Below are 20,877 nucleotides of genomic sequence, written 5' to 3'. Positions count from 1 at the left end.
TCGATAGCCAGCCATGACTTCTAACACATCGCCAAAACATATCGCATTCTTTCGCCTTTCCGCCCTTGGGGATGTGGTGCTAGCCATTCCTATGATTCGTGCTATGCAGTCCGCATGGCCTGATTGCAAAATTACTTGGATTACCAGTTCCGCGGTTTATCCAATGCTTGAGGGTTTGCCAGGGGTGGAGTTTTTGGTCATTCCTAAGCCGCAAAAAATCAAAGACTATATGAGTCTGCGCAAGCTGTTTAAGCAGTATGAATTTGATGTGCTGATTGCCGCTCAGGCCAGTTTTCGCACGAACCTGATTTATCCCCATATCAATGCGAAACGTAAAATTGGTTTTGATAACGGTCGAGCCAAAGACTTGCATTCGTGGTTTGTGAAGGAACAGATTCCTTCTCGAGATGAGCATCTGGCAGAGGGCTTCATGGGGTTTGCGGATTATTTAGGTATTAACGTCCCTGCCAAAGCGGACTATGACTTTTTTCTCTATACCAATGAGGAAACTCAAACTTGGGCAAAAGCACAGCGTAAAAAGCCCAAGATGTTGGCTATTAACGCTGCAGCCAGCAAGGCCGAGCGCACTTGGAAAGCAGAACATTATGCGCAAGTCATTGATCAAGCCATTGAACGTTGGGATTGCCAAGTGGTATTAACCGGTGGGCCGGCGAAAAATGAATTGGATTTAGCCGCGGATATAGAATCGCTTTGTCAGCATCCAGTTGACAATATGGTGGGGAAAACCAAACACAAAGAAATCGTCGCATTATTAGGCGAGGCGGATGCCTTGATCGCTCCCGATACCGGGCCTACTCACATTGCGGTTGCCATGGGCACGCCAGTCATTGGGCTCTATGCCGTTGCCCGTTCCGGTTTATCCGGCCCCTATCAAGAACCTTCTTATACCATTGATAAATACCCAGAGGCGGTTGGAAAATATCTAGGCAAGCCATTCTCCGAGGCGAAATGGCATGAGCGAGTACACCATCAAGATGCTATGGACCTAATTACTGAGCAAGATGTAGTTGATCGGTTATCGAACATTTTTTAACAGAAGCTGCATAGCTTTTATGATAGTTTTCACAACCCTTAAAACTGTAGAAAATTGGAGAAATATTCTATGAATTACAAAGGACTTATCGTAACCATTACTTCGTTAATGTTGATTGCCTGTGGCTCTGAATCTGAAGATGCTACCTTTTTGGAGGGTACATGGAAGCCCGATTATTGTTACGACTCCAGTGCAGACGGGCAGTACTATGCAAACACCACATTTACGTTTTCGGGATCAAGGTTATATACGTTGAGTACCACTTATAGCTCTTCGGGATGCGAAGATCAGTTCAAGATATCTGAGTTCAGAACCACGAATACTTTTAAAATCTTGGAAAATGTCGCGTTGGGCACAGGTGAAAACGTAACCAAGTTAGAAATATCTATTAGTTCAGCGGACTTTGTGGCCTTAAATGCGGATGGCGTTGCTAGAGCCAATACTAGGGAAACTTGTGATAGATCGGATTGGGTCGCTGGTGAGAGTCAGAGCGTGCTCGATTGTTTTTTTCCAACGGCTGACGATCGTATAACAAAGCAAATCGCCTATATAGACGATAACAATGAGCTATTTTTGGGGCTAGTTCCGGAAGGTGAAGATTACCCAACAGAGCTGGATTATGACGAGCCTCATATCAAGAAATAACAGTGCTACTCGATTTTAGGCCTCAAGACGAGGCCTAAAAAATGGATCAATGCTTCTGCGGCGGCGCCTCAAAAATACGAATGGGCTGTTCTCCCTCATCACGAACAGCCTTGCCTTCAGGGGTGACTCGTGTCTTCAGTTCTTCAGGTGTTTCCACCTCATCTTTCATTACATCCACGTAACCGCAGGCCACGCATTCACGGGTTTGCTTACCGTCTTCATTGATGAACATTACTAGCTTGTCCATTTCAGAGCATTTTGGGCAAACGGCACCGGCGATAAAACGTTTTTGAGCCTTAAACATGGCGGCCTCTCTTAATGGTCATTAGCCGCCATTATAGCGGTTTGCGTACTCGGATAAAAATCCAGTGACAATAATGCTTTATGAATAGAAGCGTTTCCGAAGCAGCTTCAGGTGCAATAGCACATTAGGCTGCCTTAATGCCAGAGTGGCGCAGTAGTGGCTCCACACTCGGCTCCCGTCCGCGGAAGTTTTCAAACAACACAGACGCTTCGTCTTCACCACCACGGCTTAGGATTTCATTGAAGAAGCTCTTACCGGTTTCCTGGTTAAAGATGCCTTCATCTTCAAAGCGGCTGTAGGCATCGGCACTGAGTACTTCAGCCCATTTGTAGCTGTAATAACCCGCTGCGTAGCCACCGGCAAAGATATGTCCAAAGCCATGCTGGAAGCGATTAAATTCAGGGGGTTGCATCACGGCCACCTGTTGGCGCACTTCATTCAAAGTATCTTGAATGGCCGTTGGCGCGTCTGGGTTAAATTCCATATGGATACGGAAATCAAATAGACTGAACTCAAGCTGACGTACCATCATCATAGCGCTTTGGAAGTGCTTAGCAGCCAGCATTTTATCGAGCATGTCCTGTGGTAAAGGCTCACCAGTGTCCACATGACCACTGATGAACGCCAAGGCTTCGGGTTCCCAGCACCAGTTTTCCATAAACTGACTTGGGAGTTCTACGGCATCCCATGCCACACCATTGATACCGCTCACCGCTGCGGTGTCTACTTGTGTCAGCATGTGATGGATACCGTGGCCAAATTCATGGAACAAGGTTTCCACTTCATCATGGGTTAAGAGCGCTGGCTTATCTCCAACGGGAGGTGTGAAGTTACAGACCAAATAGGCCACTGGAATTTGCAATTCTCCATCAGCTTTTACGCGCCGTACACGGCACTCATCCATCCAAGCGCCACCGCGTTTTTTCGCGCGAGCATATAAATCCAAATAGAACTGAGCAATGGTCTTGCCGTCTTTCTTAATGCTGTAAAGGGTCACGTCTGGGTGATACACCTCTGCATCTTCAACCGCTTCCACATCCACATTAAACAGTCGACGAACCACCTCAAATAGACCGTTAAGTACTTTTGGCGCAGGGAAGTATGGGCGTATATCTTCTTGGCTAATGTTGTAGCGAGCTTGTTTCAGCTTCTCACCGTAATAAGGCACATCCCAAGGATTGAGTTCGGTTGCACCGCATTCGTCTTTGGCGAAGGCTTCTAATTCAGCAAATTCTTGCTTGGCTTGGTTATGTGATTTGCTGGCCAAATCGTTCAAGAAACCCATGACCTGTTGTGGGCTTTCTGCCATTTTATCGGCCAGTGATAGGTGCGCGTAGCTTTCGTAGCCCAGTAGCTGCGCCAGCTCATGACGCAAGGCAAGAATCTCATCCATGATGGCGCTATTGTCGTATTCACCTGCGTTGGGGCCTTGATCCGATGCACGGGTATTGAAGGCTGTGTACAGCTCTTTGCGTAAGTCTTGATTATCGCAGTACGTCATCACAGGCAAATAACATGGAATATCTAGGGTCAGTAAGTAGCCCTCTTTGTCTGCTTGCTTGGCCGCTTCGGCGAAACCTTCAAGTGCTGACTCGGGCACGCCAGTCAGCTTTTTCACGTCGGTAATCACTTTCTGCCATGTGTTGGTGGCATCTAACAGGTTCTCACCAAACTTACTGGATAATTCGCTCAAGCGTGATTGGATTTCACCAAAGCGTTGCTTTTTATCATCCGCTAAATCCACACCACCCAAGTGAAAATCCCGTAGAGCGTTATCAATGGTTTTCTTCTGGGCTTTGTTAAGCTTGGAATATTCAGCGCTATCTTTGATGGCTTGGTAAGCTTGCTGCAGACCTTTATTCTGACCGACCTTGGTTTGATATTCAGATAGTTTGGGCAGACATGCATTGTAGGCTTCACGCAACTCGTCGTTATTCATGACACTATTTAGGTGACCCACTGGACTCCATGCTTTGCCTAGCACATCGTCAAGTTCTTCCATGCGAGCAACAACGTTGCCATAGTTGAATTCTGATTGTGCGCAGATTTCATCAATGGCTTTTAGGTTGTGTTCTAGATGGGCAGTGATTGCGGGCTCAATGTCACTTACAGTAATTTCAGAGAAATTTGGTAAGGCGGCAGGTTTGCGTAACGTATTAGTCATAAGCAACTCGTTGTTCAAATGCGCAAAGACAAACGCATAAGCTAATAGAATAGTAAGGATGTTAGCTTGTAAGCTTGGGGTGAAACCAGTAATTTCAAGCTATAGCGATGATATAAAAAGGTAATGATATGGGTGTTCGTTCTTTCAAGGGTCATACGCCAAAACTCGGTGAAACGGTTTTTGTGGATCCCACATCAACAATAATAGGCGATGTTGAGATAGGAGATGATTGCTCTGTCTGGCCCAATGCGGTGATTCGTGGTGATATGCATAAAATTAGGATTGGTCATCGTACCTCAATACAGGATGGTTCGGTATTGCATATAACTCATGCCAGTGATTACAACCCAGGTGGTTATCCGCTGATTATCGGCAACGAAGTGACCATAGGTCATATGGCTATGTTGCATGGTTGCACTATCGGCTCGCAGGTTTTAATTGGTATGCAATCTATGGTTATGGATGGGGCAGTGATTGAGGATCAAGTGGTTCTTGGGGCAGGCGCTTTGGTACCGCCAAATAAAACTCTCGAGTCAGGTTATCTATACGTGGGCAGACCAGCCAAAAAAGCCCGTGCTTTGACAGACAAAGAGCTGGCGTATTTCTCTTATACAGCGGGTAATTACGTCAAACTAAAAAATGAGCATATAGCCGAAGGCTATAAATAATCGATTCAGAAACATGTGTAGAACGGACATCGTTCACAATTTAAACAATTGATTAACGACTAAGACTTTCAAAGGATGTTACTCAAGCAGCAAGTAGCATAACATGAAAGAAAAACGTTCAAGGAAGAACCGTGACTAACGCAGCACCCGCCCTCATTCTTTTTTTTTTATTGTTGATTGTTCCAACCTGGTTGTTGGCACAAACAGCTATTCCCCCTTTGTCTCTAGCGAAATCATTCAAGGCTGAATCCTTTTCAGGTACCTACTGGCTTAGTGAAAAGCTGGATGGTATGCGCTGCTTTTGGGATGGTTCTCAATTATTGAGTCGATCCGGTCAGATCATTCATGCTCCCGAGTATTTTACGATGGGATTACCGGACGAGCCATTGGATGGCGAGCTTTGGATCGGTCGTGGTCAATATCAGGCGTTGATGAGAGTCGTTCTAGATGAAGAACCGAATGATGCGCAGTGGCGCCAAGTTAGTTTTCAAGTATTTGATTTACCACTACAACAAGACGAGCCATTTGAATCACGTCAGTCGATATTGCAAAACCTGATTAAAAATTTGGACATAGATCATGTTCAGTGGGTGCAGCAAGAAAAAGTAACTGATTTAGCGGCGATCGAATCACGCCTTGATGCCCTTACAGAGCAAGGCGCTGAAGGTGTGATGTTGCGCCCCGCAGGCAGCTCTTATTTGGTCGGTCGCAGTAATATGTTGCTCAAGTATAAGCGTCGTCAAGATGCAGAAGCTAAAGTCATCGCGTATCAAGCAGGACAGGGAAAATATGACGGCAGTGTGGGGGCCATCTGGGTTGAAAAGCCGGACGGAACACTGTTTAAAATTGGGACGGGTTTTAGTGATGAAGAGCGTGACAATCCGCCACCCATCGGCAGCACCATCACTTATACCTATCAGGGCTATACCGAACGAGGTTTACCAAGGTTTGCCAGCTTCGAACGAATTCGCCAAGACGATAAATAAAAAAGCATGAACGTTGAATCGCTCATGCTTTGTGTTTCTACTTCATTATTTTATTGATTAATAGGAAAGCGCCCAATCAATACCCGCTGCCTTACCTAAGCAAGGCCACTCCTGCCAGATCGAAGTGGTATTGCCTTGTTCCTCTTCCACATATTGTTTGAATTGCTGACTATCGTAATTTTGCTCAGCGGGCATCATTTGATTAACGGTTTGGTGTACTTTTTCATCTAACTCGTTAGCAAGCTCTTCACCTACGAGTTGATGTGCAACCACATTGGCTAATGTCATGTCCCACGGAATGAGCGGCATTCCCACTCTTGCAATATAGCGATCGTTCACCTCTTCAAATAATCGATGAGCTAAATAGGCTTCATCCATTAATGCCATCAACCCAATGTGATCATTAGGCAATTTAGGTGGCTTGATGAAATACTCTTCCGCAATTCTTAAAAAAGGAAAAACGTGCTCTTCGATACCTGCTTTGATGGAAGCCTGTTTGAGAGAATCCAAAAAGTCAGGCACATGGTGAATGTATTCCATGGCAAACTTTTTTAAAGACTCTAACTCATTTTCCTTAGTGATTTTTAAGCGATTTGGAAAATTGCTTATGTGAGATTTCAAATGTCGTTCTAGGCAGTGAGTTTTCTCTTCATGAAAAAACGCCTGACTAATACATTGACGTAATGTACTGACCCGCATGTTTACTCCTTGTTCATTCATGCTCTGTTGAGCTTAAACAGACATCACCATGGGGCATGTGCTAATCGGCGTTTTTTCATTGTGCCCGCCTCAATTATCAATAGAGTGGGGTCAGTGCTTGTGATTAGCAACAGCGTTGTAGTTTTCCGTTTGCAAATGAATGGATATTTTATTCGTTATTTTGCACACATATATATCGGACTTTAGATATGTATGTTCCCTTCGCGCTCGTCTAAGTTACGAGAATCTTGAGCGGTAAACAATCACTTACCTAACATTTTTTTAGACAAAAAAAGGATAAAAAGTTCGGGGCAGTGGCATTTTTATTTTTAGAATTATTTGACCCTTAAAGCTTAGTTCAAATATCGAATATCACAACATTACTGACTTATTGTTCAAATTTTTGAGACTCTACTTGTTTCATCCTGCCTGGTAGCTTCAATACTAGCCACATTGCACGACCTATCAAGAACGAATACATCGCAAGCCATAGTCCAGTAATGCCAGGTACAAAGTACTGAATTGGAAGAAATAAAGTGAATAGACTAATAATGACACTGTCGCGCATAGAGCGGGCATCAGCAAGACCAACGTATATACCATCAAGCCAATAACTGGCGAATCCTGCAAGAGGCAGGAAGATGAGCCACCACTTCAATTCGATAAGCAGCGCGAGTACGGGTTCTTGACTGGTGAGCAATGATAAAATGAAGGTATGAAAAATTATCAGTAATAACGTGAATACAATAGCTGTGATAAAGGACCAAAAACCACTAACTTGAGTAATTACTTTAATTTCTTTACTTGCTTTTCGAGCATAAGCTTTACCTACTAATGACTCCGAAGCCAAGGCAAAGCCATCAAGCGCGTTGCTCATAAACAGAAGCAAATTAATTATGATGGCATTTGCGCTCAGTGTTACGGCACTCATTTGTGCGCCCTGTGCCATAAAAAAAGCAAAGGTAAAGAGTAAGAAAAAAGTGCGCAAAAAGAGTTGAAAGTTGAGACGAAAAAACGTTTTGAAATGAAACTTCAAAGCGCCGATATTAATACCTTTGAACAAATTTAATTTCAGTAAAATAATGGCTAATAAACACTGTATGCTTTCTGCTATGTTTGTTGCCCATGCAATTCCATTACTATTCATCTCTAAATGGTAAACAAAATAGTAATTCAACAAGCCATTAATAACGTTCGCCGAAAATAACAATAATAAAAGAACGTGGTTGCGTCCCTGGCCAATGAAGTAGCCTAGTAGCGCGTAATTTAATAGCGTCACGGGTGCAAAATAAAAACGAATTTGCAAATAGTCGTGAGCAAGAGGTGTCACCTCAGGGACACCATCTACTAACCAAAGCATAAAAGGTATTAGCCAGTGGCCGATAAGGATAATCGAGAAGCCTACTGCTAAAGCAATCAAATACGCATTGTGCATGATAGCCACTAACGTATTCTGCTTATCATGATTTTGCGCTACTAAAGCGGTTGTGCCCATGCGTAGGAAAGAAAAGCTCCAGAATACAAACGTGAATAAACTAGAGCCCATGGCCACCGCTGCTAAATATCGACTATCGTCAAGGTGACCTAAAATGGCGGTATCCACTAACCCCAAAAGTGGTACCGATATGTTGCTGAGCATGATGGGGATGGCGAGCTGCCAAATTCGTCGATGTGTTGACTGAGAAGTAGTGGATTCGATGGTTGCCACAATGAGTCCAGAGTGCTTTGATATAGGGATTACGCAAAGGAGCTCATTATGCGGTACTTAACTTATCTTGTCTTGTTCACTTTAGTGGCGTGCTCGCAGCCGATGCCCGAGAGTTACCAGCCGTTGCCTAAAGCGGTTGAGATTCTCGATTTCTCTTTGACCAATCAAGATAGTGAAACGGTAACGAAAGAGGATTTTATAGGGCAATGGAGTCTTGTCTTTTTTGGCTTTACCTATTGTCCGGATGTCTGCCCTACTACTTTGGCCGAAATGAACCGGATTGCCAAAAATGTGGAGAAAGATAATTTCCAAGTAGTGATGATCAGCGTAGACCCTGAACGGGATACACCTAAGCAGTTAAAATCTTATTTAGAATACTTCAATCCAAAATTCCAAGGTTGGACTGGGGCGCTTAATGAAATTGAACAACTTAGCCGACAGCTACATGTGTTTTTTCAAAAACAGCCCCATGGCGATAGCTATTTAATGGACCATAGTTCGCAGATTATTCTGGTTAATCCGCAAGGTGAGTATCAAGGCTTCATTACAGAACCCTTTGATACTCAGAAGGTAAGTGATTTTATAAATCAGCTCTAAGGGCACCTCTAATAAGTCACTTTAAGCTCTGGCCTTGATCGTGTTCAAGATCACGGCGTGGTATTGAAGGTCTAACGGGTTAAATCGAAATAGCACCCTTAAGCATTTCGTTTGCTGAGTTGAAAAGCGCTTTGGCTGATTAAAAAGATGATGGCGCTGGCGAGCACCACACTCGGCCCTGCTGGCGTATCCCATTGATAAGAAAGGCCAAGGCCTAATGCCACTGAAATCATACTCAATATCGTCGCAATAAAGGCCATTTGCTGCGGGTGTCGACTAAAGGGGCGTGCCGCTGCTGCGGGAATAATCAGTAGGGCTGTGATCAAGAGTACACCAACCAGCTTCATGGCTCCGGCGATGACAATGGCCAATAGCACCATAAACATTAAACGCAGACGGGCTACGTTGTAGCCTTCTACCTCTGCCAGTTCTTCCGACACACTGGCAGCTAATAAACCGCGCCACATTTTGATGATGGCAGCTAACACCAAAGCGCTGCCAATCGCCAGACTGTATAAATCTTGGCGACTGACGGCTAACAAATCACCAAACAAATACGAGTTTAGATCGATGCGCACATTATCCACCATGCTTAACGTCACCAGACCGGCCGCCAATGTGGTGTGAGCCATTAGCCCCAACAAAGTATCGCTGGGGATTAATTGTTGTCTTTGCAGGTTAGCGAGTAATACAGCAATAAAGATGGCACATAGAATGATGGCAATGTTGAGCTGCACATCCATGAGAAAACCAAGGGTGACCCCTAATAGCGCACTATGAGCTAGGGTATCGCCAAAATAGGCCATGCGTCGCCAAACAATAAAGGAACCCAGGGGACCACTCATTAGGCTTAATAACCAGCCAGCGAGAAGTGCATCTAATAACCACAGCATTAGTGTTTCTCCTCGGTATTGCCATTGAGGCCATGGCTGCAATGGGCATCATGGGTGTGATCATGATGGTGAGTATAAGGGGCCAGGTGAGCGGGCATCGCGCGACCAAATAATTCTAAGTAGCTTGGATCTTGCTGTATGGTTTGCGGGTGTCCTTCGCAACAGACATGGCCATTAAGGCAAATCACTTTGTCGGTATTGGCCATCACTAGGTGTAAATCATGGCTGACCATAAGCACACCACAATCTAATTCCTCGCGTAAATTGTGAATTAAATGGTAAAGCTCAGACTGACCGCTTACATCCAAGCCTTGAACAGGCTCATCGAGAACCAGAAGTTCTGGTTTGCACAATAGCGCTCTGGCGAGCAGAGTGCGTTGCAGCTCACCACCAGACAAACGCTGCATTGGTGTCTTTAGTAAGTGGTCGATTTTGAGGCGGTGAACTACGTGTTGCAGCTGACTTTTTTCATAGCTCTTTGCTAACTTTAAAAAGTCTTTCACCGTCAATGGTAGTGTTTCCGGCAAACTGAGTTTTTGCGGCATATAGCCGATGCGAATGTTGGCTATCGCCTGACGCGAGCCTGAGCTTGGCGCCAATAGACCCAAGGCAATTTTGAGCAATGTGCTTTTACCTGCACCATTGGGGCCGATGAGGGTAACGATTTCTCCTCGCTTAATCGTGAGATCGATATTTTCAAGGATGGTGCGCCCTTGGCGAACGAATGCCAGATTGCGCATTTGAATGAGCATGCAATACTTCCAGATAAAAGCGTCGAGATTGGAAATAGGATACCATATGGCGCCGGAAAATTTGATGTGAGCTGTTATGTATAGAGTGTTTTTTGTTGTATTGCTTTTAATTGTATCGCAGACGGCCTCGCTGGCGGTCAATGCTGAAGAAAAATCAAACAAAACGATTATGGTGAGTTTGCATCCACTGGCCCTATTGGTGAAATCGGCGTGGCCAGAGGTCAATGTGGTTGCCTTAATGTCGCCGAATCAGTCTCCCCATGACTTTAGTTTGAAGCCTAGTGACATACAGCGTATTTCCGATGCGGATGGTATTGTTTGGAGTGGTAAGGACTTTGAGCCCTACTTAAGCGATATTGTGCAAGGCAAATCGCATCTCGATTTATCCACAACCTTGGACTTCCACCACCACGATGAGCACTTCCACGACCATCATGATGAAGAGTCAGCCACAGTGCACGATCCTCACTTTTGGTTAAATCCTTTGGCCATTGAGCCCATTCTCAATGCTATTGCAGATCGCTTTCAATTGTCCCATGGCGCTCAGTTTCGCAATCAATATCAGCAGTGGTTGGCGAAAGCGCGAAACACCTTGGCGGATAAAGCGGATGTCGGGTTCGTAAGTTTTCATGATGCCTTTGTTGATTGGAATGAATATTTCGAACTTAAGCAGTTAGAAAAAGTAACAATTAACCCAGAACAACCTGTTGGAACTCGCCACATATTAGAAGTACGTAAAATCCTTGCTTCGGGTGAAGCGGCCTGTTTATTTGTGGAGCCACAGTTCAAAGTACGCTTGGTGGAGCGTTTAACCCAAGGATTGGAGGTTAAACAGGTTAATATTGATCCGATAGCTTCAGAATTTCAGGTCAAAAATGCCAATTTTTTGCAATATTATGATCAATTGTTAGACCGATTTATTACTTGCTTTAACCATAACTGATTGATTTATTTAGTCTTTTTATAAATATGGCGCGCTAGTTGATTGTCACCTAGTCGTCATACTCACTTGCCAGACTGGCATGCACTGTTTAGTCTGAAACGCAATGGAATAGAAAGGCTTGCCATGAATAGCAGCATACAGCCGCCCAGTACTTCTGCCGGACAGACGCAAGTACTGTTGAACCGCTATCAATGGGTTCGCGGACAAAGCGAAGCGCTCATTTCTCCTTTAAGCATTGAAGATTGTAATCTTCAAGCGGCTGCCTTCGTCAGTCCTGCAAAATGGCATTTGGCCCATACAACATGGTTCTTTGAAACCTTTATATTGCTCCAGCATCGTCATGATTACCAAGTGTATGACGAGCATTTTCAATACTTATTCAATAGTTATTACAATGGTATTGGTGAGCAGTTCTCTCGGCCTAATCGACATTTACTGTCCCGTCCGACATTAGATCAAATCCAGCATTATCGAGCCGATATAGATGATCAAATGTGTTCCCTGATCACTGAAGGGATCAGCAATGAGGTTGCCCAATTAATCGAGTTAGGCTTGAACCACGAACAGCAGCATCAGGAGTTGTTGCTCATGGATATCAAATACTGTCTTTTTCAAAACCCTCTTTACCCTGCTTATGATGCAGAATTAAAAACCGATAGCATTGCTCCCCTGCGCCCATTAGAAATGCTCGAGTATGATGAGCAGGTGGTGAGTATCGGTCGTGAAGGGACTTTTGATTTTTGCTTTGATAATGAAACTCCAAAGCACAAAACCTTGCTGACACCGTTTGCGCTTGCCAACCGTTTAGTTAGTAATGCCGAATATTTGCAGTTTATTTCGGATGGTGGCTATGACAATCCATTGCTGTGGTTGAGTGATGGTTGGTCATGGCGGCAACAACAAAAATGCAGTGCTCCGTATTATTGGTTAAAGCGCGATGGTCGATGGTTTGAATATACGCTGGCGGGTTTGCAGCCTTTGAATCCAAACCAACCCCTGTGCCACATCAATTATTACGAGGCGCAAGCGTTTGCTACTTGGAGTGGCAAACGCCTACCCACAGAGTTTGAATGGGAGTGGGTGGCTAATAAAGAAATTGAAATGCCTAAAAATGAACGCTTACATCCCCATTACTCTGTAGATAATGATTTTTTCCATCAAGTGTGGCAATGGACACAGAGTGCGTATCAAGCCTATCCCGGTTACAAACCTGCTGCCGGTGCCGTGGGTGAATACAACGGTAAGTTCATGACCAACCAATATGTATTAAAAGGCGGCTGTGCATTAACTCCGGAAGGTCATGTGCGCACCACGTATCGGAACTTTTTCTATCCCCAAGATTTTTGGCCAATGACAGGAATTCGTTTGGCAGAAGATCGCTAATCGCAAGGCGAATGCAGCAAAGGAGCGTTCAATGGCAACAGCGGAAGGTGTGTTCTTTTACGATTACAATATTGAAGAACAAGATCAGCAGGCAGAAATCTTATCGGGTTTACAAGCTAGTCCGAAGCGGATTTCACCAAAGTACTTTTACGATCAAACTGGCTCAGTTCTATTTGAAACGATCACCACTTTGCCAGAATACTATCCAACTCGCTGCGAAATAGAGATCCTTAGAGAGAATCAAACCAGTATCCTTGAAGCCACGGGTGACGACTGCGTATTAATTGAATACGGCTCCGGTGCTAGTACGAAAATTCGGTTATTGTTAGATGCAATAAAGCCGAAGGCTTACGTGCCTTTGGATATCAGTCGAGACTTTTTATACGACAGCGCCATCGCTTTACGTCGAGATTTCCCTTGGCTAGAAATTCACGCTACTTGTTTAGATTATCGTAAACCAGCCACTTTACCGGATAGTTTGAAGCATTATAAAAATAAAGTGGCTTATTTTCCGGGGTCCAGTTTGGGAAATTTTGCTCCCAAAGAGCAAGCAGATTTTTTAAGTAGTGTTCGACAAACCATAGGCGACCATGGCTCACTTCTAATTGGCTTAGACATGGTTAAAGCTGAGCCCGTGCTGCATCAAGCGTACAACGATCACCAAGGCGTCACCGCTAAGTTCAATAGTAATATATTGAACCATATCAATGACATTACTGGCGCCCGCCTCAATCCTGATCATTTTTCCCACTTAGCGTTTTTTAATAGTGAACAAAGTCGCATTGAAATGCACTTAGTGAGTCAGTTGGATCAAGTTGCCTCGTTGGGCGGTGAGCGGATTCACTTTAAACAAGGCGAGCATATTGTCACTGAATACAGTTACAAATTTGAGCTAGATAAATTTATTGCCTTTGCAAAACAGCACGATTTTGAATGCCAGCAGGTATGGCAAGATGCAAACAGTTATTTTTCATTGTTTTACTTAAAGGCTTGTTAATAGAGATTAAAGCCATGCTTGATGCTCTATCAGCGAGACAGAGTATCAAGCATGTGTTGCAGTCGAGTGCCAATTTCTTTTGGATCTTTCACTACCTCCATACCGGCTTGTTGCTGTATTTGTCTCGATTCGATGCGCGATAAGTAGAAGCGCAAGCATGCGAGTAACAGAAAATGATCTAAGTAACCTCTCTCATTATCTTGCAATGGGCGCACTTGTTCATATCCCTTTTGCAGTGCGATTCGTTTTGCATGGTCAAATCCGTCCTCATCATCACGACACCAGGCTAACTGTGTGATTGCTAGATCATAAACCCAGTAGTCGTCCCCCCCTGCGTAAAAGTCGATGACACCAATCACTTCATCTTGATCATTGAATAAGCAGTTATCGTTAAACAAATCACCATGAATAAAACCATGGGGTAAGTCCGATTGATGCCACCGCGAGAAAAAGCCTTGCAGTTGTGACATGGCTTTTTCTGCTAAAGCACGTTCTTCTGACTTAAAAAGCAAGTGGTCATCATTGAGTCTTGCTTGAATCCAATCAGAGCCTCTTGGGTTGGCATGCTGTTTTGGAAAAGATCGAGCCGCTAAATGAATCCGCGCCAGTTCCTCGCCAATGCGCTCACAATGAATTGCTTGAAGAACCTCGACGTGATGACCATTAAGGCATTCGAATAACGCGCCAGGTTTTCCTTGCCATGAGAAAAGATATTCGCCATCGCTTTGAGCAATGGGATCAGGCAAGTGACATCCATTGATTTTTAAATGGTGTAATAGTGGCAGAAAATATTGCAGCTCTATCGTACTGAGGTTTTCAAAAATGGTGAGAAAAAAGTATCGACCATCTTTTAACAGTACCTTGTAATTGGTGTTTTCAATGCCTGCACTGACACCCTCAAAGCTCTTTAAGTTACCAAGATCATAGGTCGACAGCAGCATAGCGATATCTTGCTGCGAAAGCTGAGTATAAACCGCCATAATTAAATCAAAATTACCAAGTAAAAATTAACCAACTTGGCGGAACCACGTTTGATTTATTCTGGCGTTTGTATTCATCGGTTTCAACGCCATCAGGGATCAGGTAGTAAGGCTGGCCTACTTTAGGAACCACTTTGATTTCTTGTAGCTCGCCATTAACGCGATACTCATAAAAGGTTTTATCTTCGCTATGACGAATCACAACGCTTGGCTCGGATGGGTCATTGGCCATAACAGAGTGACTGAATAAACTGGCTAGTAATAAACAACAAGTGAAGAGGGTTTTCATGATAAGCTTCGCCTTAAATTCCAAAGTCTCATTGTAAGGCCTAAGGCCGATAAAAGAATAGACCTATGACCCAGAAGTCCAGTCCTGTAGACAACGATCCAGCCCATAAAGTCATTTTAGTGGATGGTTCATCCTATTTGTTCCGCGCGTTTCACGCCCTACCACCGCTTACCAATAGTAAGGGGAATCCTACTGGAGCGGTGAAAGGTGTGATCAATATGATTCGCAGTCTTAAAAAAGGCTACCCAGATAGCAAAATCATTGTCGTATTTGATGCCAAGGGTAAAACGTTCCGTAACGATATATACCCTGAGTACAAAGCTCATCGCCCTCCTATGCCAGACGATCTGCGCGTCCAAATTCAGCCGATTCACGACATCATCAAAGCCATGGGTCTTCCATTGCTGGTGATTGATAACGTCGAAGCGGATGATGTCATAGGCACGCTTGCCCACGAAGCCACTGATCAAGGCATCGAAACTCTGGTAAGTACAGGTGATAAGGACATGGCGCAGCTGGTGAGCGAGCATGTTCAGCTCATCAATACCATGAATAACGAGCAGTTAGATGTGGACGGCGTACAAGCCAAGTTTGGTGTACCACCTGAGCACATAGTGGATTACTTGGCACTCATGGGTGACAAGGTGGATAACATTCCTGGAGTGCCTAAGGTGGGTGAAAAAACCGCTAAGGCACTGATTGCAGGGTTAGGCTCTTTAGAAGATGTCTATAGTCGCTTAGATGACGTGGCGACGTTGGATTTCCGTGGCGCTAAATCCATGAAAGCCAAATTAGAAGAGCACAAAGAGCAAGCGTTTTTGTCGAAAGAGCTGGCTACGATCAAAACTGATGTGGAACTTGAGTGGGGCTTGGGCGATATCAAAATTGATGAGCCCGACAATAAAAAACTGTTAGAGCTTTACCAAGAGTGCGAGTTTAAGACTTGGATTAAAGAGTTATCCACAGGTGAGGTGGAGGAGCCAAAGCAACAGCAACTGCCTGTGGATAGAAGTTTATACACCAACTTATCCACAGAAGAAGCTTTACAAGAATGGTTGGATAAACTGGATAAGGCTGAGCTCTATGCCATCGATACTGAGACGACCTCTTTAAAATATATGGAAGCAGAAATCGTCGGTATCAGTTTGGCCGTGGCACCGAACGAAGCCTGCTATATACCATTGGCTCATGATTATGCTGGGGCTCCTGAGCAACTTGATCGGGATTGGGTTCTACAGAAAATGAAGCCCTTGTTAGAAGATGAGACACCGAAAAAAGTCGGTCAAAATCTTAAGTACGATGCTCATGTTTTGAAAAATTATGACATCGAATTAAACGGCATCGCCCACGATACCATGCTGGAAAGCTACGTGCTTAACAGTACAGCGAGTAAGCACAATATGGACGATCTAGCCAAGCACTATCTTGGTCATGAATGCATTGATTTTGAGAGCATTGCTGGCAAGGGCGCGAAGCAACTAACCTTTAATCAAATTCCAGTCGAGCAAGCGGGAGAATATGCAGCAGAAGATGCCGATATCACTTTGCGCTTACACCAAGTGCTTTGGCCGCAATTAGAAGCGGATGAGTCATTGCTCACATTGTACAAGAAGGTTGAATTGCCTCTAGTGCAAGTGCTTACTAACATGGAGTATGTTGGAGCGTCAGTGAATGCTGACAAACTGCATCAGCAAAGCTCCGAGATCGAACAGCGCCTACAAGAACTGGAACGCAAAGCCCATGACATTGCTGGCGAGGTTTTCAATCTTGGCTCTACCAAGCAATTGCAGGCTATTTTCTTCGAGAAATTAGAGCTGCCTGTGATCAAGAAAACACCCAAAGGTCAGCCTTCTACGGCAGAAGAAGTCCTAGTCGAATTGAGCCATGATTACGAGTTACCCAAAGTGATTTTGGAGCATCGTGGCTTAGCCAAACTGAAGAATACGTACACCGATAAATTGCCATTGATGATCAACTCAAAAAGCCAGCGAGTGCATACCTCGTATCATCAAGCCGTGACGGCAACGGGACGCTTATCGTCCAGTGACCCTAACCTACAAAACATCCCCATTCGCAATGAAGAAGGCCGAAAAATCCGCCAAGCTTTTGAAGCACCAGAGGGCTATACCTTGGTTGCAGCGGACTACAGTCAGATCGAATTACGCATTATGGCCCACTTGTCAGGGGATAAAGGATTGCTGGATGCGTTCAAAAATGGAAAAGATATCCACAGGGCCACTGCCGCAGAAATCATGGAGGTAGACGAGGCGGATGTGGATAACGAGCAGCGTCGTCGAGCCAAAGCAGTTAACTTTGGTTTGATTTATGGCATGAGTGCCTTTGGCTTAGCTCGACAGCTAGGAATAGGTCGCTCAGAAGCACAGGAATACATTGATAAATACTTTGATCGCTATCCAGGTGTGAAAAAATACATGGAAAGCACCCGCGAGTTGGCAGCAAAACAGGGTTATGTAGAAACCCTATTTGGTCGGCGTTTGTATTTGCCAGAGATTAATAGTCGAAATGGGATGCGTCGCCAAGCAGCCGAACGCACAGCGATTAACGCGCCAATGCAAGGCACAGCTGCGGATATTATTAAGCGCGCCATGATTAAGATGCATCAGTGGATACAAGAAAGCGCTCATGATGTACATATGATCATGCAAGTTCACGATGAACTTATCTTCGAAGTACCAGATGGACAGCTGGATGCTGTTAGTGCCGAGATAAAATCCATCATGGAGGCTGCCGCTGATCTCGACGTGCCCCTGCTGGTGGATGTGGGTCACGGCGACAACTGGCAGCAAGCCCACTAGGCACTTCATAAACGCCATACATTCCTTTCTGTTTTTAGAAAAGACTATCGCTTTGCCTAAACGGGCAGAGCGGAGTATCCTTGCGCGCTTTTTTCCAAGGTCACAGAGGGGAGTCGCCATGGGTAACGCAGATCTAGTTTTTCAGAGCTTTGGTCGCAGTTGCAATAACCCAGCGTTTTTCGAAGATTTCTACGACAACTTCATGTCTAAATCCGATCAAATCCGCGCCATGTTTAAACAGACTAACATGGAAGCCCAACGTGGTTTGTTGCGCGGGGGTATTATGTGGCTCGTGATGCACGCGCGGGGTATGCCAGACAATAAGATTCGAGCGCTGGGTGAAAGCCATAGTCGCAAGCACATGAACATTCACCCAAGCCACTATAACGATTGGGTGGATGCACTAATGGCTACCTTGCACAAGCACGATCCCGAGTTCAATGACCATATGGAAAGCGTTTGGCGAGAGACTATTCGCCCAAGTATTGACCTTATTAAGAGCATGTACGATCAATAAATAGCAGGCACAAAAAAAGCCTGGTCGCCATTGGGGGAGAACGACCAGGCTAGAAAGACCTTCAGGTTCTTGGGGAAAACCTGAAGGATGCGGTAACATATCTCATGTCGTACCAGAGCGAGTACTAGGGCCACAACAAACCCCAGCACTCTCTTGCAGAATAGAACGGCATTCCACAAAATCCAGTAAACTGGTCAAAAATACATCAAATATTGCCATTTTATAAGGCTTATCGAGTTAGCGCTCACTGATTTCAACCTAAATGCTTAGACTCCGTTACGATCATGAAACGCCCGTGCACGGCTCGTTTATTGACAAAGGAGACCTTTGATAGCACCCTTCATGCCACAAAAATAATGATAATCTCGGTTCTCCCATGCGCTTTTATTTGATTTCTCTCTCTTTCCTATTTGCAGGTACGGTCAGTGCCAACTCCCTTGATCATCCTGGCGATATGTTATCCACAGGCCAGCAAACTGTTATTAACGAAGTCTCCGTGAGTGATTGGTACGCTTCGGGCGAATACATTGATAACGCAGAGAAAGATTTTTCTGAGGTATTTGACCGTGGTATTGCCGATGCCCGTAAGAAAGGCTATGGCTTTACAACTTTGGTTAATTACTGGTTGGGTGTGAGTCGAGATTTAAATTTAGGCGTCCGCTACGGCTACGCTTACGACAAGTATGATGTTGAAGTATCTGGCAATGATGCTGTTGCCTATAACGGTGAATGGAAGAACGAGGGTGGAACGGATATCGATCTGATGGCTAAGTATCGTTATAACGATATCAGTGTTTTTGAAGCTGAAGTTCGCATTCCCGGCTGCCAAGGCACAAGTCGAGGGGTTTTGTGCTCAAGTAAGTTGGGTCGCCCCGGTAATAGTGAGCAATCAAGTGTCAGTGGTGGACAAGGGCAAGGCCATTTCTCCATGAAGCTGGGTATGGCAGCTAATTGGATTACCCCAATGGAAACGCACTGGGCAGCTAGAGCATATGTTGAAGGAGGTATTTCCGACGAAGTTGGAAATGCAAAGGTACAAACGCCGATTCGTATAGGTGGTAGCTTTGCCGCTATTTTCAATGAAAATACTGAACATCATTGGATGTTGAGCCTAAACCTTATGCGCCAGCACAATTACGACGTTTATTCAGAGCAAGTACAGCAAGAAGTAGATTTTGGCAGTGCCTCACGCTTGTCGATCAGAGGCGATTATTTCTGGGATGTAATGCCAATCTTGCAGGTTCGTCCATTTGCCGAGTTTGCTATTGAGCAACATCCAAATGCGAGTTTTGACAAGGATGGCGTGGCTAGACGTTTTGAATATTCGGGAGGTTCACACGTGAAGTTAGGTGCTCAATTAGTGGCGCATTTTTAGCGCCACTTAGAATCAATTGAAGCTACTGAGCGTTAGTCTTCACCTGTGAGCAGGACATTTAGGCGGCTACGCAATTGGTCCACACCATCGCGCTTAAGTGCGCTGAAGGTTTGAACAGTAAGCAAATCGCCCATCTCTTTCAGCTCTTTCTTAACCTTCAATTTGGTGCTGTTGGCAGGCCCCTTTTTTAATTTGTCCGCTTTGGTCAATAGGATGTGGGTTGGCATATTACAGTCCAGCGCCCACTGGCACATCATCAAATCGAACTCGCTAAGTGGATGACGAATATCCATGACCAATACCATTGCTTTCAGGCTTTTACGCTGCTCTAGATATTCAGACATGTTTTTCTGCCACTCGCGCTTCATGCGTTCAGGCACCTTCGCAAAGCCGTAACCTGGCAAATCTACAAGACGCAGGCCCTCTTCAATTTCGAAAAAATTGATTAACTGAGTGCGACCAGGTGTCTTACTGGTGCGTGCTAATTTATTCTGTTGAGCTAGGGTATTAAGAGCGCTTGATTTACCCGCGTTGGAGCGGCCAGCAAAGGCGACTTCCGCGCCATTGTCCTCTGGACACTGGCGAATACTGGGAGCACTGATTAGAAATTGTGCTTTTTGATAGTTAATTTGCATGGATTCAGTTGTCTTTACTGCGTTGTATCAAGTTGTATGTGGGTTCACTTCGGTTATAATGCCACAAATTTAATAAGGGCCTTGTAAAAAATTGCCCCCAAATCAAGGACTACATAGATAGTTCCTAAGGAGAGAGTAATGAAAACTAAGTTATCTCTTAAGCTTTTGCTAGGTGCCGCAGCATTGTCAGCTAGTTTAGCAGTCAGCGCCTTTGATGTTGAGGGTAAATATAATCAAGCCTGTAAAGCTTGCCATTTGGCAGGTGTTGCTGGTGCGCCAAAAGCGTTTGATGCCGCAGCCTGGAAGCCTCGCCTAGCGTTAGGTATGGATGCATTGGTTGCAAGCGTTAAAAATGGTAAAGGCGCCATGCCACCTAAGGGTCTATGTATGGATTGCACAGATGAGCAATACAAAGCCCTGATTGAATACATGAGCAAAGCAAAATAAGCGGATTCGCATTAGTAAAATTTAA

General features: G+C 44.7%; 21 protein-coding genes. 12 read left to right on the top strand and 9 right to left on the bottom strand.

Translation table 11 applies throughout. From position 1 onward, the window contains the following. The first annotated feature begins 13 nt into the window (after positions 1–13). Positions 14–1,054, top strand: a complete 1,041-nt coding sequence (locus HF888_RS00170) for a glycosyltransferase family 9 protein (protein ID WP_007019235.1) — start codon at positions 14–16, stop codon at positions 1,052–1,054. A 69-nt stretch (positions 1,055–1,123) separates the two neighbouring features. After that, positions 1,124–1,699 carry a hypothetical protein gene (locus HF888_RS00165; protein WP_007019234.1) on the top strand — a complete coding sequence of 192 codons (576 nt, stop codon included), beginning with the start codon at positions 1,124–1,126 and terminating at the stop codon, positions 1,697–1,699. Positions 1,700–1,745: 46 nt separating this feature from the next. On the opposite strand, the gene HF888_RS00160 is transcribed toward HF888_RS00165, so the two are convergent. Further along, positions 1,746–2,003, bottom strand: a complete 258-nt coding sequence (locus HF888_RS00160; RefSeq protein WP_007019233.1) for a YheV family putative zinc ribbon protein — start codon at positions 2,001–2,003, stop codon at positions 1,746–1,748. A gap of 124 nt (positions 2,004–2,127) precedes the next feature. Beyond that, a complete protein-coding gene (gene prlC, locus HF888_RS00155) occupies positions 2,128–4,167 on the bottom strand; it encodes an oligopeptidase A (RefSeq protein ID WP_007019232.1) in 2,040 nt (679 codons plus the stop codon). Between the two features lie 128 nt (positions 4,168–4,295). On the opposite strand from prlC, the gene HF888_RS00150 reads away from it, so the two are divergent. Continuing rightward, a complete protein-coding gene (locus tag HF888_RS00150; RefSeq protein WP_007019231.1) occupies positions 4,296–4,835 on the top strand; it encodes a gamma carbonic anhydrase family protein in 540 nt (179 codons plus the stop codon). 131 nt (positions 4,836–4,966) lie between these two features. After that, a complete protein-coding gene (locus tag HF888_RS00145) occupies positions 4,967–5,821 on the top strand; it encodes a DNA ligase (RefSeq protein ID WP_007019230.1) in 855 nt (284 codons plus the stop codon). A 57-nt stretch (positions 5,822–5,878) separates the two neighbouring features. On the opposite strand, the gene HF888_RS00140 is transcribed toward HF888_RS00145, so the two are convergent. Then, positions 5,879–6,520, bottom strand: a complete 642-nt coding sequence (locus HF888_RS00140) for a hypothetical protein (protein WP_007019229.1) — start codon at positions 6,518–6,520, stop codon at positions 5,879–5,881. Positions 6,521–6,908: 388 nt separating this feature from the next. After that, a complete protein-coding gene (locus tag HF888_RS00135; RefSeq protein ID WP_007019228.1) occupies positions 6,909–8,228 on the bottom strand; it encodes an MATE family efflux transporter in 1,320 nt (439 codons plus the stop codon). Positions 8,229–8,276: 48 nt separating this feature from the next. Between HF888_RS00135 and HF888_RS00130 the strand changes: the two genes are divergently transcribed. Continuing rightward, positions 8,277–8,825: an SCO family protein gene (locus HF888_RS00130; RefSeq protein ID WP_007019227.1), complete on the top strand. Its 549-nt coding sequence runs from the start codon at positions 8,277–8,279 to the stop codon at positions 8,823–8,825. A gap of 98 nt (positions 8,826–8,923) precedes the next feature. Here the strand turns inward: HF888_RS00130 and znuB are convergent, their stop codons facing one another. After that, positions 8,924–9,718, bottom strand: coding sequence for a zinc ABC transporter permease subunit ZnuB (znuB, locus tag HF888_RS00125; RefSeq protein WP_007019226.1), 795 nt, complete (start codon positions 9,716–9,718; stop codon positions 8,924–8,926). Next, on the bottom strand, positions 9,718–10,470 hold the full coding sequence (gene znuC, locus HF888_RS00120) for a zinc ABC transporter ATP-binding protein ZnuC (RefSeq protein ID WP_007019225.1): 753 nt from the start codon (positions 10,468–10,470) through the stop codon (positions 9,718–9,720). The genes znuB and znuC overlap by 1 nt, the downstream gene beginning before the upstream one ends. 76 nt (positions 10,471–10,546) lie before the next feature. On the opposite strand from znuC, the gene HF888_RS00115 reads away from it, so the two are divergent. From HF888_RS00115 to egtD, 3 genes are all read left to right on the top strand, one after another. Next, positions 10,547–11,413, top strand: a complete 867-nt coding sequence (locus HF888_RS00115) for a metal ABC transporter solute-binding protein, Zn/Mn family (protein ID WP_007019224.1) — start codon at positions 10,547–10,549, stop codon at positions 11,411–11,413. Positions 11,414–11,536: 123 nt separating this feature from the next. Then, the gene (gene egtB / locus HF888_RS00110) at positions 11,537–12,796 is read left to right on the top strand and encodes an ergothioneine biosynthesis protein EgtB (RefSeq protein ID WP_007019223.1); all 1,260 of its coding nucleotides are present in this window, start codon (positions 11,537–11,539) and stop codon (positions 12,794–12,796) included. A gap of 31 nt (positions 12,797–12,827) precedes the next feature. Then, entirely contained in the window at positions 12,828–13,793 is a 966-nt protein-coding gene (gene egtD / locus HF888_RS00105) for an L-histidine N(alpha)-methyltransferase (RefSeq protein WP_007019222.1), read from the top strand. A 29-nt stretch (positions 13,794–13,822) separates the two neighbouring features. Here the strand turns inward: egtD and HF888_RS00100 are convergent, their stop codons facing one another. Continuing rightward, positions 13,823–14,773, bottom strand: coding sequence for a homoserine kinase (locus tag HF888_RS00100; RefSeq protein WP_007019221.1), 951 nt, complete (start codon positions 14,771–14,773; stop codon positions 13,823–13,825). Positions 14,774–14,786: 13 nt separating this feature from the next. Then, positions 14,787–15,062 (bottom strand): DUF2782 domain-containing protein, encoded by a 276-nt coding sequence (locus tag HF888_RS00095; protein ID WP_007019220.1) that lies wholly within the window; start codon positions 15,060–15,062, stop codon positions 14,787–14,789. A gap of 65 nt (positions 15,063–15,127) precedes the next feature. On the opposite strand from HF888_RS00095, the gene polA reads away from it, so the two are divergent. The 3 genes from polA to HF888_RS00080 all read left to right on the top strand — a co-directional run bounded on the left by polA (position 15,128) and on the right by HF888_RS00080 (position 19,770). Further along, on the top strand, positions 15,128–17,878 hold the full coding sequence (gene polA / locus HF888_RS00090) for a DNA polymerase I (protein WP_007019219.1): 2,751 nt from the start codon (positions 15,128–15,130) through the stop codon (positions 17,876–17,878). A gap of 118 nt (positions 17,879–17,996) precedes the next feature. After that, the gene (locus HF888_RS00085; protein ID WP_007019218.1) at positions 17,997–18,395 is read left to right on the top strand and encodes a globin; all 399 of its coding nucleotides are present in this window, start codon (positions 17,997–17,999) and stop codon (positions 18,393–18,395) included. Positions 18,396–18,771: 376 nt separating this feature from the next. Beyond that, positions 18,772–19,770, top strand: coding sequence for a hypothetical protein (locus HF888_RS00080; protein ID WP_007019217.1), 999 nt, complete (start codon positions 18,772–18,774; stop codon positions 19,768–19,770). Positions 19,771–19,802: 32 nt separating this feature from the next. Here the strand turns inward: HF888_RS00080 and yihA are convergent, their stop codons facing one another. After that, a complete protein-coding gene (gene yihA / locus HF888_RS00075; RefSeq protein WP_007019216.1) occupies positions 19,803–20,405 on the bottom strand; it encodes a ribosome biogenesis GTP-binding protein YihA/YsxC in 603 nt (200 codons plus the stop codon). Positions 20,406–20,543: 138 nt separating this feature from the next. Between yihA and HF888_RS00070 the strand changes: the two genes are divergently transcribed. Then, positions 20,544–20,852, top strand: coding sequence for a c-type cytochrome (locus tag HF888_RS00070; RefSeq protein WP_007019215.1), 309 nt, complete (start codon positions 20,544–20,546; stop codon positions 20,850–20,852). The last annotated feature ends 25 nt before the right edge of the window (positions 20,853–20,877 follow it).

This window comes from Bermanella marisrubri (genome assembly GCF_012295615.1).
Lineage (GTDB): Bacteria > Pseudomonadota > Gammaproteobacteria > Pseudomonadales > Oceanobacteraceae > Bermanella > Bermanella marisrubri.
This window is presented reverse-complemented; position numbering and strand designations above follow the sequence as displayed.

Excerpts from the sequence above, each read along its gene's own strand:
- HF888_RS00170 (WP_007019235.1), top strand. The coding sequence starts at position 14 with ATGACTTCTAACACATCGCCAAAACATATCGCATTCTTTCGCCTTTCC.
- HF888_RS00165 (WP_007019234.1), top strand. The coding sequence starts at position 1,124 with ATGAATTACAAAGGACTTATCGTAACCATTACTTCGTTAATGTTGATT.
- HF888_RS00160 (WP_007019233.1), bottom strand. The coding sequence starts at position 2,003 with ATGTTTAAGGCTCAAAAACGTTTTATCGCCGGTGCCGTTTGCCCAAAA.
- prlC (WP_007019232.1), bottom strand. The coding sequence starts at position 4,167 with ATGACTAATACGTTACGCAAACCTGCCGCCTTACCAAATTTCTCTGAA.
- HF888_RS00150 (WP_007019231.1), top strand. The coding sequence starts at position 4,296 with ATGGGTGTTCGTTCTTTCAAGGGTCATACGCCAAAACTCGGTGAAACG.
- HF888_RS00140 (WP_007019229.1), bottom strand. The coding sequence starts at position 6,520 with ATGCGGGTCAGTACATTACGTCAATGTATTAGTCAGGCGTTTTTTCAT.
- HF888_RS00130 (WP_007019227.1), top strand. The coding sequence starts at position 8,277 with ATGCGGTACTTAACTTATCTTGTCTTGTTCACTTTAGTGGCGTGCTCG.
- znuB (WP_007019226.1), bottom strand. The coding sequence starts at position 9,718 with ATGCTGTGGTTATTAGATGCACTTCTCGCTGGCTGGTTATTAAGCCTA.
- znuC (WP_007019225.1), bottom strand. The coding sequence starts at position 10,470 with ATGCTCATTCAAATGCGCAATCTGGCATTCGTTCGCCAAGGGCGCACC.
- HF888_RS00115 (WP_007019224.1), top strand. The coding sequence starts at position 10,547 with ATGTATAGAGTGTTTTTTGTTGTATTGCTTTTAATTGTATCGCAGACG.
- egtB (WP_007019223.1), top strand. The coding sequence starts at position 11,537 with ATGAATAGCAGCATACAGCCGCCCAGTACTTCTGCCGGACAGACGCAA.
- egtD (WP_007019222.1), top strand. The coding sequence starts at position 12,828 with ATGGCAACAGCGGAAGGTGTGTTCTTTTACGATTACAATATTGAAGAA.
- HF888_RS00100 (WP_007019221.1), bottom strand. The coding sequence starts at position 14,773 with ATGGCGGTTTATACTCAGCTTTCGCAGCAAGATATCGCTATGCTGCTG.
- HF888_RS00095 (WP_007019220.1), bottom strand. The coding sequence starts at position 15,062 with ATGAAAACCCTCTTCACTTGTTGTTTATTACTAGCCAGTTTATTCAGT.
- polA (WP_007019219.1), top strand. The coding sequence starts at position 15,128 with ATGACCCAGAAGTCCAGTCCTGTAGACAACGATCCAGCCCATAAAGTC.
- HF888_RS00085 (WP_007019218.1), top strand. The coding sequence starts at position 17,997 with ATGGGTAACGCAGATCTAGTTTTTCAGAGCTTTGGTCGCAGTTGCAAT.
- HF888_RS00080 (WP_007019217.1), top strand. The coding sequence starts at position 18,772 with ATGCGCTTTTATTTGATTTCTCTCTCTTTCCTATTTGCAGGTACGGTC.
- yihA (WP_007019216.1), bottom strand. The coding sequence starts at position 20,405 with ATGCAAATTAACTATCAAAAAGCACAATTTCTAATCAGTGCTCCCAGT.
- HF888_RS00070 (WP_007019215.1), top strand. The coding sequence starts at position 20,544 with ATGAAAACTAAGTTATCTCTTAAGCTTTTGCTAGGTGCCGCAGCATTG.